Below are 12,483 nucleotides of genomic sequence, written 5' to 3'. Positions count from 1 at the left end.
AATAATCAACATCGCTTTAGAGAGGTAATCAGCATCACCTCTCTTTTAAATACGCTATAGCATAGCAAACGACTTAGTTGTATCTACACCTGCAAGATATAGCGCCATTTTTCCACACCATCGCTAAAATTACTCATTACTCATTACTCATTACTCATTACTCATTACCCATTACTCCTGCGCTGCAATAAGCTTACTTTTAAATACGCCATAAAAAGCAATACAAGCACCCGCAAAACCTAAAAACGAGCATATTAAGCGATAATCAGTGTTGTCGATGAAGAAGTTAGCCACACTGAATACCAACAAAATGAATAAGCCAATATTTTTGGTCATCATCATTTTAGGCTCGAACATCAACCATTGATCACATTTAGGGCACTGTGTTTCAACCCCATGTTTACCTTTACGGACTTGTTTAAGCGCTTTACGGGCAAAGATACCCTTACAACGAGGACACTCCATTTAACATTACCTTCAATAATTTTTATCAATATAATACAATTAATTAACTCTACATCAAAGTTTTCCTTGAGAGCCAATATTGCAGAGCAAGCTAATATCATTTAATAACTCACACCATTTGGAACGTTCGTTCAAAATAGTAATTGAACGAATGATATAGTTAGTTTATAGTAACTCATGGCTCACATTATGAGCACGCTAACTCGCTACAAATAGAACTTATTGGCAAGTATATCAAATGATAAAGAGCTTAAGCACTTTGCTCATAACCCAAATGGAACAATGAACATGCATAAAATGATTGGATTTGATGTTTACGGCACATTAGTGGATCCAGTGGATATGGGCCAGCATCTGCAGCAATTGATTGGCGACAAGGCACAAGCATTTGGTCAATTGTGGCACGATAAAAAAGTCGAATATGCATTTCGTCGTGGCTTAATGCAACAATATGAAGATTTCGGTGTGTGTACTCAACAAGCTTTACAATATTGTTTATCTGTTTTCAACGTCACACTGTCAAACAGCGAACAACAAGATTTACTGGCTAAATTTAGTCAACTCACGGCTTTTGATGATGTCATTCCTGGGCTAGCATTACTGCGCAATCAAGGTCATACCCTCGCCGCTTTTTCAAATGGACCTGAAGTTGCGGTTCGTACACTGATGCAAAATTCAGGCGTTTTACCGCAGCTCCATGACGTTATCAGTGTTGATGACCTAAAGACGTTTAAACCTAACCCCGCCGTTTACCATTATTTAATGACTCGCACCCAATCTGACCTCAATCATTGTTGGATGGTGTCGAGTAATCCATGGGATGTGATTGGTGCAAAAGCCGCCGGACTGAATACGGCTTGGATCAAAAGAGACAGTAAAAAAATATTTGACCCGTGGGGCATTGAACCAGACATAACCGCCAGTAGTTTAATCGAATTAAGTGAACAACTGGATGCCCTGTAATAAATAACTCACATGCTGTATTTAAACAATATAAGCATAACTCATACGCGTTGATGCTAATACATTAAAACTTTACACGCTACACTAACCACATTGTGCTAAGCGCATTATCAATTTACTTAACCTGCTAACAGGTTGTACAAGGATATTTTATGACTAACCAATATACCCCGCCTAAAGTGTGGCAAAATAATAACAATGGCGCTAATAAGTGGGCGAACATTAATAGCCCTGAGTCAGGTGCAAGATTTGATAAAGTGCTGCCTGTCGGAGAGCATGCTTTGCAACTCTACTCGCTTGGCACACCAAACGGGCAAAAAGTAACTATCATGTTAGAAGAGCTACTGGCCTTAGGCATTAAAGAAGCTGAATATGATGCTTATCTGATTAACATCGGGGAAAAGGATCAATTCTCGTCAGGGTTCGTTGCCGTTAATCCAAACTCAAAAATTCCTGCTTTATTGGATAAATCAGCTAATGAAGACGAAAACGTGTTTGAATCTGCTTCAATTTTGGTTCATCTAGCAGAGAAGTTTAACCAATTCCTCCCTAAAGATGGCAAAGCCAGAACGCAAACATTTAACTGGTTGTTCTGGGCCCAAGGTTCAGCGCCATTCCTCGGTGGCGGCTTCGGTCACTTCTATGCTTATGCCGATGAAAAGCAGGAATATCCAATTAATCGCTTTGCTATGGAAGTTAAACGCCAGTTAGATGTGCTAGATAAACAACTGGCAAAAAACACCTTTATTGCTGGTGAAGAATATAGCATTGCAGATATTGCTATTTGGCCTTGGTATGGCAACTTAGTCTTGGGCAATTTATATGAGGCTGCCGAATTCCTAGAAGTAGAGACTTATACCAATGTTGTTCGTTGGGCTAAATTGCTTGAAACTCGTGAAGGGGTCCAACGTGGTCGTATCATCAATCGCTCTTGGGGCGAAGAATGGGAACAAGTTCCTGAGCGTCATTGCGCTGAAGATATTGATAAGGTTCTAAAACTGCGTCCTAGCACAGTAAAATAACTTAGTCGTCAACGTTTGGCGCTATTGTTTCACTGACTTATTTTGTTGCCATACTAAAAAGCCTTCTGCATTACAGAAGGCTTTTTTTGTTTCCGTATTTCAGTTCGAAACAACGACAGTTCGAAACAACGCAAATTGTGGACGTTATTTCACACTAGAAACTCTGTGACAATTAAATACTCATCGCAAGTTCTGCACCTTGGCGAATAGCGCGTTTGGCATCTAATTCAGCCGCCACATCTACACCACCAATTAAATGTACAGGTAATCCTGTGGCTTTCATTTCATCAACCAAACTGCGATTCGACATTTGTCCGGCACACAACACCACATTATCTACAGCAAGAATTTCAGATTGTTCACCTATTTTAATGTGAAGGCCTTGTTCATCAAACTTTTCGTAGCTTACGCCGGTTTTCATATGAACTTGATGTTGCTTCAACACGCTGCGATGGATCCAGCCAGTAGTTTTACCTAAACCTTTGCCCATTTTGGTGGTTTTACGTTGCAGTAAATACACTTCACGACCAGGAATATGTTCGGCTTCTTCAGTTAACCCGCCAGCATTCTGATAGGTTTTATCAATGCCCCACTGTTTTAACCATTTATCGGGTTGCAAAGTGCTCGATTCTAATTCGCATAAGAAATGCGCCATATCAAAACCAATACCGCCAGCACCAATTAATGCTACCGTTTTACCCATTTCAACTTGGCCCGTTAATACTTGTTGGTAATCGACCACTTTAGGATTATCAAAACCCGGTAAATCCAACGCTCGTGGTACCACACCAGCGGCGATGACCACTTCATCAAATTTCTCATTGGCCAGCACTGCCGCATCCAATTTAGTGTTTAGACGCAGTTCAACGTTATGCAGTTTAATTTGGTTAATGAAATATCGAATAGTTTCACTAAACTCTTCTTTACCCGGGATTTTACGCGCTAAATTAAACTGACCACCGACTTCAGACTTGGCTTCAAACAATACCACTTCATGTCCACGCGACGCTGCGTATACCGAGAACGCCATTCCCGCAGGACCGGCGCCCATAACAGCGATACGTTTTTTACTGGTTGTTGGGGTAAAATTAATTTCGGTTTCATAACAAGCACGGGGATTAACCAAACAGGTTGCCCGCTTCATCGCAAAAGTATGGTCCAAACAAGCTTGGTTACAACCAATGCAGGTATTAATCAACTCTGGGGTATTAGCTGCCGCTTTATTCACAAACTCTGCATCTGCTAAAAATGGCCGGGCCATCGATACCATATCAGCTTGACCTGATGCAATAATCGCCTCGCCAATTTCTGGGGTATTAATTCGGTTGGTGGCAATTAACGGAATCTTGACTTCTTTTTTGAGCTTTTCTGTTACCCAAGAAAAAGCACCACGCGGTACACTGGTCGAAATCGTCGGTACACGTGCTTCATGCCAACCAATACCGGTATTAATAATACTCACACCGGCTTGTTCAAGCGATTTTGCCAGCTGAACCACTTCATCCCACGTTGAGCCATTGTCGACTAAGTCGAGCATCGACAAACGGAACACAATAATAAAGTCACTGCCTACTTTCTGACGAATAGCGTTAACGATTTCAATCGGAAACTTAACCCGATTGTCATAACTGCCGCCCCATTCATCGGTACGTTTATTGGTGCGCGAACTGATAAATTGATTGATCAAATAGCCTTCAGAGCCCATGACTTCAACGCCATCATAACCAGCTCTTTTCGCCAATGCCGCGCTGGTAGCGTAGTCTTTAATCGTCGAGCGTACTTGACGAGCAGACATCGCAGAGGGAGTGAACGGGGTAATGGGCGATTTTACTTTGCTCGGCGCTAAGCTAAAAGGATGATAGCTATAACGACCCGCATGCAAGATTTGCATACAGATTTTACCGCCCGCTTCATGCACAGCATCGGTAACTATTTTATGTTTACCCACTTGCCAAGAAAAGCTTAATTGGCAGGCATGTGGCGCTAAACGGCCACGTAAATTAGGTGCGATACCGCCAGTAACGATTAACCCGACGCCACCTTGAGCACGCTCTTTATAAAAAGCTGCCAGTTTCTCAAATCCGCCTTTTTCTTCTTCTAACCCCGTGTGCATTGAGCCCATCAACACGCGGTTTTTCAGCTGTGTAAAGCCGAGATCTAAAGGTTCTAATAAGTGTGGAAACGACATTCAAACATCCTTTTTAAACAAGTGATTTAAACCAGCATACCCCGACAGTAAAGTTTGCTCAATCATTTAAACGCTCGTTTGTTAAAAACCTTTACAATTGAATTTCACATTTTTATTGATTTTCAGTTAGGATGACTACATTAGACTGATAAAGGAGTGGCAAATGTCCGCTAAACCCTCGTTTTTAAAAAGGATGTTTTTACTGTTATGGAATACAGTAAACGGTATCCGTAAGTTCATCATCAACGTTATATTTTTTGGTTTGTTGGCTGTCATCGCTGTAGTACTTCTCAACAGCGAAGATGAAATTGTCGTCGAAGATCAATCAGCATTAGTGCTGAACTTGTCTGGGAGCATAGTGGACCAAAAACATTATGTAGACCCAATAGAAATGGCATTTAGCCAAGGGCAAGCGAATGATCCAGAAGGTGAAATTCTATTAGCCGATGTACTTTATACTATTAATAATGCGACTCAAGACGCCCGCATTAACAGTATAGTACTGGACTTAGCGGATCTTCGTGATGCCGGTATTAGTAAAATGACCGCTATAGGTGAAGCATTAACCCAGTTTAAAGCCGCCAATAAGTCAGTTATCGCTATGGCCAATGGTTATGATCAAAACCAATATTTTTTAGCCAGCTTTGCAGACAAAATATACCTTAACAACCAAGGTATGGTAGCGCTTGATGGCTTAAGCCGTTATCGCTTATATTACAAGGCTGCACTCGAAAAACTCAAAATTACCACTCACGTATTTCGAGTGGGAACCTTTAAATCAGCTGTAGAGCCCTTTATTCGTGACGATATGTCTGATGCCGATAAAGTCGCCAGTAAAGTATTGTTAAACGATATTTGGCAAAGTTATTCAACTATTGTGGCCAGTAACCGTCAAATAGCCCCAGATCAATTAGTGTTAACTCCAGATGAATTCCTTGCTCAGCTTGATAAAGCTGAAGGTGACAGTGCTCAAATGGCTGTCAACATGAAATGGGTTGACGAACTGGTTTCGGCTGATGCGTTCCGTGTCGCGATGATTGAACGTGTTGGCAGTGATAAAGAAGGTAAAAACTTTAAGCAAATTAGCTTTAATGATTACCGAGCGTTAACCGCACCTATGCCTAGCTTTGTTGAAAAAGACGCAGTGGCCGTTATCGTTGCTAAAGGCACGATTCTTAACGGTAAACAACCTGCTGGACAAATTGGCGGTGAAAGTACCTCTGCATTGCTAATGAAAGCACGCTTTGACGATAAGGTGAAAGCCGTCGTGCTTCGCGTTGATAGCCCTGGTGGTAGTGCATTTGCGTCAGAACAAATTCGTCAAGAAGTGTTAGCCCTAAAAGCAGCAGGTAAGCCTGTGGTTGTTAGCATGGGTAGTCTTGCTGCATCTGGCGGATATTGGATATCAGCCAGTGCCGACTATATTGTTGCAACACCAACAACCCTAACGGGTTCTATCGGTATTTTCGGTATGTTTGCTACGTTTGAGCAAGCACTGAATCATTTTGGTGTGACCTCTGATGGTGTCGCAACATCTGATTGGGCCGGATTATCGCCTGCACGCGAATTAAATCCGCAAGTGGCTGCTGTTGTACAACGCCATATTGAACGTGGTTATCATGAGTTTATTTCTCTGGTAGCAAAAGAACGTCATATGACACTAGAGCAAGTTGACAACATTGCTCAAGGCCGAGTATGGACTGGTAAACGCGCACTCACCTTAGGCCTAGTTGATGAACTAGGTGATATGGATGTGGCATTAGCCAAAGCTGCTGATTTAGCGAAAATGGACAAGTTCGACGTTAAATTGATTGAACAAGAGCTTAGCGCTGAACAACAACTGATGCAGCAAATCATGGGTGCGACTGCCGCTTATGTTCCAGACAGTGTTCGTCAAACCAGTTTCATTGAGCGCTTTGCCAAGCAGTGGGCTGGCGCATTTGAAACATTGTCGATGTTTGATGACCCTAATCATGTCTATATGTATTGCGAAAACTGTAATTACTAATCACTCAAATGACCGCAATATGAAGATTATTCAAAAAAAGCCTGCTTAGCAGGCTTTTTTATTGGGGATCGACAAATAAACTCGTATAATTTCCACAATCTGCAATCGCTGTTAAAGAAGAGCCTACATACATGACAAAACGTTCCATTTACGTTGCCTATACTGGCGGTACCATCGGGATGCAAAAGACCGATAATGGTTTTGTGCCAGTATCTGGGTTCTTAACCGATTGTGTGCAGTCAATGCCTGAGTTTTATCATGAAGAAATGCCTGAATTCGTTATTCATGAATACAGCCCATTAATTGACTCATCCAATATGGCACCGCCGGATTGGCAATTGATTGCTAATGATATTCAAGCCAACTATGAAAAGTATGACGGTTTCGTTATTTTGCATGGTACAGACACCATGGCTTATACCGCATCTGCATTGTCATTTATGCTGCAAGGTCTATCAAAACCTGTCATTGTTACTGGTTCACAAATTCCGTTAGCTCAATTACGTTCAGACGGTCAAACCAACTTGCTCAATTCGCTTTATATTGCAGCCAACTACCCCGTTGCAGAAGTCTGTTTATTTTTTAATAACAAACTGTTTCGTGGTAACCGCTCAACCAAAGCCCATGCTGACGGATTCGATGCGTTTGCATCGCCTAATTTTCCTATGTTGCTCGAGGCAGGCATTAAAATAAACCTTAAAGCAGGGAAAATAACCAAACCAACAGGTGAGCCTTTAGAAGTGGTGACAATTAGTCCACAACCTGTTGGTGTGGTGACACTTTATCCAGGGATCTCCACTGACATTTTTAATAATATTTTACAACAACCGGTAAAAGCACTGATTTTATTGACCTTTGGCGTGGGGAATGCACCACAAGATAAGAAGCTACTTGATACACTTAAACAAGCCGATGAACGCGGTATTATATTGGTTAATTTGACCCAGTGTTTCCAGGGTAAGGTCAATATGCGCGGTTATGCTACAGGTAATGCTTTAGCACAAGCTGGGGTAATAAGTGGTGCTGATATGACCATTGAAGCGGCGTTAGCTAAATTGCATTATTTGTTGTCTATTGGATTAACGTCGGCGCAAATTAAGCAACGTATGCAGCAAAACCTTGTTGGTGAACTGACAACGGACTAGTTTAGGTTATTGATACTGTTACGGGGTTATTGTACTAATCAGATAACAGCTAAATAAAAATGCGAGCTAATGAGCTCGCATTTTTTGATGTTATAATATCCATTATTGATAACAAATATTATTTATTATCAGATAATTACAAATCAGCTTCTTTAAACTCGGCGATGGGCTCACCTTTAAACTGTTTTTTCAGCTCTGATTTAGACAGCTCATTAATGTTACCACCGGCTGCGATGGTAAAATGTTCAGTTTGCTGCAGCTTACGTGCTTGATACAACATCACTACTTGCAAAGTCGATTCACGCTGTGGCTGAGTTAATACTGTACCATCATCCCACTTACCTAACTCAGACGCAGACAATAAGCGCAGGTATACTTCTTCAGGCATTTCATCAATGACTTTATTGATATCGTTCATACTGATTTCCGTTTATGTAACACTATTCTGACTCGGGTAACAAGATAACCCGTAAAACCAATAACAAAACTTGCGATCGCGATATAAGAAGTTAACCCCTGTGCAGGCTCTCCTCCCCAAAACCACACCACAACTCCTGCGATAAATAATGTCAAAAAAATAAAGCTTTGAGTCATTAAGCTATTTGAACGCTCAATGTGACTGATAATCATTAATGACTCAGTATTACCACTCAAATCGGTTTTACAATGCTCACATTGCTTAGCCAAACTTGAAATTCGCTTTTGACATTTAGGACATGCAACTAAGGCCATAATTCATTCTACCTGCTTGATTATCTGAAGATAAAAATTACCGCGTACTGTCGCGATTATAAATTATCAACCACAGCTAACATCGCAACTAAAGACGCTTCACCTAAATATACGCAACGCTCTGGAGACCAGCCCACAAATGGATCGGCTAAATTGGCATTGTCTTTAAATGGCATTTCTAAGGTGTTCGATAAACAACTGAACGTATTAGCAACCCAATTAGAACCTACCGTTAAATTAGCTTTGCCTGGCTCATCTTTATCGTAACCAAACTCTGTTTGGAAATCCGCACTGGCAATGGTCAATGCACTGAGAAATTGCTGCTGTAATTGAGCCATCTTATCGTTGTAGCTTGGCACCCCTTCACAACCGGCAAGGAACACATAAGGCAGGCCTTCATCGCCGTGCACATCGTAAAATAAATCAACACCAGTTTGATGCATTTTATTAACGACATAATACACTTCAGGGCTTTTCTCTAAGCTCGGTGTTTGCCATTCGCGATTTAAGTTAGTACCAACAGCATTAGTCCGTAAATGGCCGCGTGCGCTGCCATCAGGATTCATGTTTGGCACAATATAAAAATTGGCTTTGTCTAATAAGGCTTTAGATGTTGGACAATCACTATCAAGCAATTGATTTAACAAACCTTCAACTAGCCATTCAGCCATCGTTTCACCCGGATGTTGACGCGCAGTAATCCAAATATTCTTTTTATCTGGGTTAGCATCACCAATTTTTAGCAAGGTCATGTCGCGACCATCAAGGGTTAACCCAAGGTGCTCAAGACTCACAGCAGGATGTAATTGCACTTCACTGATCAAATCTAAATGACGTTCGTAGCTGTACGGTGCAAAATAAGCTATTTGAATGGCTTCACAATCTAGCTCAGCCTGGATGGTTAATTTTCCGTCGACATACTGAGTTGGTAATCTGAACCACGATTGGCGGTCATAACTGGCCACTGCTTGATAATCGTCCCAGCCAGCTGGATAAGAGGCACTACCTGCATTGAGGATGTTAAGGGTATATGTCTGGCCGACTTCCCCTTCTAAACGGAAGTTAAACCATTGATAAAACTCACCACCAAAATCGGGACGAATGGCGAGCTGTATATCGTCATGTTTGTCTAGGTTAATGACGTCAATATTGCCGCCGTCAAAGTTTGCTGTAATCCGCATTAGATTATCCTTTATGTGCTTGCGCTTATTTTGGGCTTAATAACGATTGGTATCAGCCTTATTTTATGCGCCATAGCTTATCAAATGCGGCAATAGGTGTGAACCATTAAAAGCTAAAGCTGTAACCTTGACCGCGAACGGTATTAATCAATTCGCGTGGTAAATTGCGTTTAACTAATTTACGGCGTGTATTACTGATATGCATGTCTAAATTACGGTCAAAACGTCCAAGTTCTTTGTGTAATACCCGTAGTTGCAGCTCTTCTTTGGTGACCACTTCACCTTGTCTATCAAACAAATATTTAAATAACCGATATTCCGTTTGGGTCAACACTAGCGACTTTTCTGCAAAACTAATGGTATAGCAGGTATCATCAAAGCCAATATAGTCATTAACCGCGTCATTAATTGGTGCTTGGGTGCGTCGATGGAGTACATTAAGACGTAACTGCAATTCGCGGATATTAATCGGTCGAGTGAGATAATCGTCGGCGCCTAACTCTAGCGCATTAATGCGCTCCAGTTCGCTGTTACTCTCTGCTAATACAATAATAGGCGTTCGGGTTTGTCGTGCAACGAGCAGCCAAAATGACTCCATTTTGGGAACCGAAAAATCTAACAATATGGCTTCAAGCTGCTCAGTTTCCATTTGGATCAACGCATCAAAGGCATTATTAACCCGATGAACACTGTAGCCCTGCTCATTTAGCTGTCGAGTTACGTCACTTTTATCGGAAAGGGTATGTTCAATGAATAGGATATTCTTCATGCTCAGCTACTTAATGATAACGATTACCATTAAGATTATCATACTGATTTAGCCAAAACCAGATTTAATCGACCCTGTAGCCCTTTTCATTAACAAAAAGGCCTGAAACTTCAGGCCTTGAGACATTTGTCACAATAATGAATGAGACATCATTGGTCTATTTATCTGTCATCAACTGTTTAATAAATTTAACCGGCGCACTACCGTAACTTAAAAACTGTTCATGGAACTGCTTTAAATCAAAGTTCTCACCTTGCTTAGCTTTAAGTTGTTCGCGGAAATCATAGATCTCACGATAGCCAGCGTAATAGCTAGTCAGTTGCACTTGACTTAAGGTCGCTCGACGCCACTTACCTTCAGCTTCAGCGCGTTGTTGGAATGCTTCATTCTCGAGCAAGTCAATCACCTCTTGCTCACCCATTCCGTTAACCTGAATGCTGTAGTCTAAAATAGTGTTACAAATAACCCGTAAATTCCATTTGTAATACATCAACCACATTTCAGGTTCAAAAGCCCCATAACCTTCTTCCAGCATCATACGCTCGGTATACACTGCCCAACCTTCAATCATGGCACCGTTACCAAATAAGCTTTTCACTAAACTAGGAGATTGGTTAGAAAAGACTAATTGTGTGTAATGCCCTGGGATAGCCTCATGAATATTCAGTACCTGTAAAATCCAGTGATTGTATTCACGTAAATAGCTCTCTGCCGACTCATCACTCATGTCATCGAGGGGCGAAACGTTGTAGTAAGTATTACCGCCTTTGTCATAAGGCCCTGGTGCACTGATAGAAGCACCCGCAAAACCGCGCATGTATTCAGGGGTTTCACGCACAATTAACGGTTTGTTAGGATCAAGAGTCACCAGTTGTTTATCATTGACAAATTTAATCAGTTCTGGAATTTGCTTACGCACTTCAGCAACAAAGTTTTCTCGTTTAACATGTTTGGTTGATAACACATCAATTAACTGCCGAATAGCTTGTCTCTCATCGTCTGGTTTTGGGGTATCGATATACTTTGACCAAATGGTATCGGTAATCTTAGCCATTTCTTGCTGAACATGATTTTTATCCGCTACGGCTTTGTCGTATAACTGTTTAGCGGTCATACCAGACTGAATATCGAAGGCGAATTTTTCTTCGTATAAGGTTTCACCAATACGGAAATCGCGGCCTCCATTTTCGGTTAGCTTAGTTTCAAGCGCGGTTAACCACTCAATGTGCTGTTTAATCGCTGCAGTTGCTGCATCAAAACGTTGAGTAAATAACGCTTTCTGCTCTGCGCTTAAGCCTGAATCAGTGACTTGCTGGGCTAACTCGGCAGACAATACCGAAAATGCGCCTTGATTTTGCATAATCGCTAATTGGGTATGCTCAAGTGTCGGCTCACTAATATTTTGTCGCGCGGCCTCATAATAAGCGGGCACATTTTCAAGACGTGCAATAACAGAGCCTAAGCGCTCATCTAACGGCGCAAAGTCTTCATTGATGATTTGCGCAAAACCACCGGCAACATTGTAATTAGATGGATCCCATTGCCAACCTTTAAAGCGTGTAATTTCCCATTGCATTGACTCAACTAAATTACTCAGTAATTTATAATCAATTAACTCGTTAGCAGATAATAACTGCGGATCGAATTGGGCTAGTGCCGCTTGCTGTTGCTTAACAAATTGCAGCGTTTTGTCGCGGCTAGCTTGATTAGGGATATCTAAATAGCCATCATTAACATGTTTGCCACTGTACAGAGCCCACGTTGGTGATAATGCCCACAGCTCATCAATAAACTGTTGTGAATATTTGTTAAAGGTTAATTCTGCCACGGTTGTAGTTGTGCTAGCCTCTGCAGTAACGGTCTTGGTTTGTGGACTTTGCTTAACCGAGTCATCGCTACAACCTACCAATCCAGCTAAGGCAAAAGAAACCGCCAAAGCAAGTAAAGATTTTTTCATGAGTTATCCCTTACATTGTTATTATTTTTTAGTGTATATAAACTTATTTTTTG

At 41.4% G+C, this 12,483-nt stretch carries 11 protein-coding genes; 4 read left to right on the top strand and 7 right to left on the bottom strand.

Features of this window, described 5'->3' with window-relative positions; all coding sequences use genetic code 11:
• Positions 1 to 171 precede the first annotated feature (171 nt).
• The gene (locus tag AAEY97_RS05625; RefSeq protein ID WP_101087071.1) at positions 172 to 465 is read right to left on the bottom strand and encodes a hypothetical protein; all 294 of its coding nucleotides are present in this window, start codon (positions 463 to 465) and stop codon (positions 172 to 174) included.
• A 288-nt stretch (positions 466 to 753) separates the two neighbouring features.
• Between AAEY97_RS05625 and AAEY97_RS05620 the strand changes: the two genes are divergently transcribed.
• Both AAEY97_RS05620 and yghU read left to right on the top strand, forming a co-directional pair.
• A complete protein-coding gene (locus AAEY97_RS05620; RefSeq protein WP_242445141.1) occupies positions 754 to 1,428 on the top strand; it encodes a haloacid dehalogenase type II in 675 nt (224 codons plus the stop codon).
• A gap of 152 nt (positions 1,429 to 1,580) precedes the next feature.
• The gene (gene yghU / locus AAEY97_RS05615) at positions 1,581 to 2,450 is read left to right on the top strand and encodes a glutathione-dependent disulfide-bond oxidoreductase (protein WP_101087069.1); all 870 of its coding nucleotides are present in this window, start codon (positions 1,581 to 1,583) and stop codon (positions 2,448 to 2,450) included.
• A gap of 172 nt (positions 2,451 to 2,622) precedes the next feature.
• Here the strand turns inward: yghU and AAEY97_RS05610 are convergent, their stop codons facing one another.
• On the bottom strand, positions 2,623 to 4,638 hold the full coding sequence (locus AAEY97_RS05610; protein WP_350997153.1) for an oxidoreductase: 2,016 nt from the start codon (positions 4,636 to 4,638) through the stop codon (positions 2,623 to 2,625).
• Between the two features lie 163 nt (positions 4,639 to 4,801).
• Between AAEY97_RS05610 and sppA the strand changes: the two genes are divergently transcribed.
• Together sppA and ansA are read left to right on the top strand one after the other, a co-directional pair.
• A complete protein-coding gene (gene sppA / locus AAEY97_RS05605) occupies positions 4,802 to 6,646 on the top strand; it encodes a signal peptide peptidase SppA (RefSeq protein ID WP_101087067.1) in 1,845 nt (614 codons plus the stop codon).
• A 131-nt stretch (positions 6,647 to 6,777) separates the two neighbouring features.
• A complete protein-coding gene (gene ansA / locus AAEY97_RS05600) occupies positions 6,778 to 7,791 on the top strand; it encodes an asparaginase (RefSeq protein ID WP_101087066.1) in 1,014 nt (337 codons plus the stop codon).
• 136 nt (positions 7,792 to 7,927) lie between these two features.
• Here ansA and AAEY97_RS05595 read toward each other — a convergent pair whose 3' ends face one another.
• From AAEY97_RS05595 to AAEY97_RS05575, 5 genes are all read right to left on the bottom strand, one after another.
• The gene (locus AAEY97_RS05595; protein ID WP_101087065.1) at positions 7,928 to 8,209 is read right to left on the bottom strand and encodes a YeaC family protein; all 282 of its coding nucleotides are present in this window, start codon (positions 8,207 to 8,209) and stop codon (positions 7,928 to 7,930) included.
• Complete coding sequence (locus AAEY97_RS05590; RefSeq protein WP_101087064.1) at positions 8,206 to 8,523, bottom strand: zinc ribbon domain-containing protein; 318 nt, start codon at positions 8,521 to 8,523, stop codon at positions 8,206 to 8,208. The genes AAEY97_RS05595 and AAEY97_RS05590 overlap by 4 nt, the downstream gene beginning before the upstream one ends.
• A 56-nt stretch (positions 8,524 to 8,579) precedes the next feature.
• Positions 8,580 to 9,704 (bottom strand): M14 family metallopeptidase, encoded by a 1,125-nt coding sequence (locus tag AAEY97_RS05585; protein ID WP_162023231.1) that lies wholly within the window; start codon positions 9,702 to 9,704, stop codon positions 8,580 to 8,582.
• 106 nt (positions 9,705 to 9,810) lie between these two features.
• Positions 9,811 to 10,473 (bottom strand): response regulator transcription factor, encoded by a 663-nt coding sequence (locus AAEY97_RS05580; RefSeq protein ID WP_162023232.1) that lies wholly within the window; start codon positions 10,471 to 10,473, stop codon positions 9,811 to 9,813.
• Between the two features lie 157 nt (positions 10,474 to 10,630).
• Positions 10,631 to 12,430: a DUF885 domain-containing protein gene (locus AAEY97_RS05575; RefSeq protein WP_350997148.1), complete on the bottom strand. Its 1,800-nt coding sequence runs from the start codon at positions 12,428 to 12,430 to the stop codon at positions 10,631 to 10,633.
• Between the last annotated feature and the right edge of the window lie 53 nt (positions 12,431 to 12,483).

Origin of the sequence: Shewanella sp. TB7-MNA-CIBAN-0143, from assembly GCF_040310065.1 — a bacterium.
GTDB lineage: Bacteria > Pseudomonadota > Gammaproteobacteria > Enterobacterales > Shewanellaceae > Shewanella.
The sequence above is the reverse complement of the archived record's forward strand: the minus strand, read 5'-3'. Positions and strand labels throughout refer to the sequence as shown.

Bases quoted from the DNA above. Each gene is read 5' to 3' on its own strand.
- ansA (WP_101087066.1), top strand. From the start codon at position 6,778: ATGACAAAACGTTCCATTTACGTTGCCTATACTGGCGGTACCATCGGG.
- yghU (WP_101087069.1), top strand. From the start codon at position 1,581: ATGACTAACCAATATACCCCGCCTAAAGTGTGGCAAAATAATAACAAT.
- AAEY97_RS05610 (WP_350997153.1), bottom strand. From the start codon at position 4,638: ATGTCGTTTCCACACTTATTAGAACCTTTAGATCTCGGCTTTACACAG.
- sppA (WP_101087067.1), top strand. From the start codon at position 4,802: ATGTCCGCTAAACCCTCGTTTTTAAAAAGGATGTTTTTACTGTTATGG.
- AAEY97_RS05620 (WP_242445141.1), top strand. From the start codon at position 754: ATGCATAAAATGATTGGATTTGATGTTTACGGCACATTAGTGGATCCA.
- AAEY97_RS05580 (WP_162023232.1), bottom strand. From the start codon at position 10,473: ATGAAGAATATCCTATTCATTGAACATACCCTTTCCGATAAAAGTGAC.
- AAEY97_RS05595 (WP_101087065.1), bottom strand. From the start codon at position 8,209: ATGAACGATATCAATAAAGTCATTGATGAAATGCCTGAAGAAGTATAC.
- AAEY97_RS05585 (WP_162023231.1), bottom strand. From the start codon at position 9,704: ATGCGGATTACAGCAAACTTTGACGGCGGCAATATTGACGTCATTAAC.
- AAEY97_RS05590 (WP_101087064.1), bottom strand. From the start codon at position 8,523: ATGGCCTTAGTTGCATGTCCTAAATGTCAAAAGCGAATTTCAAGTTTG.
- AAEY97_RS05575 (WP_350997148.1), bottom strand. From the start codon at position 12,430: ATGAAAAAATCTTTACTTGCTTTGGCGGTTTCTTTTGCCTTAGCTGGA.
- AAEY97_RS05625 (WP_101087071.1), bottom strand. From the start codon at position 465: ATGGAGTGTCCTCGTTGTAAGGGTATCTTTGCCCGTAAAGCGCTTAAA.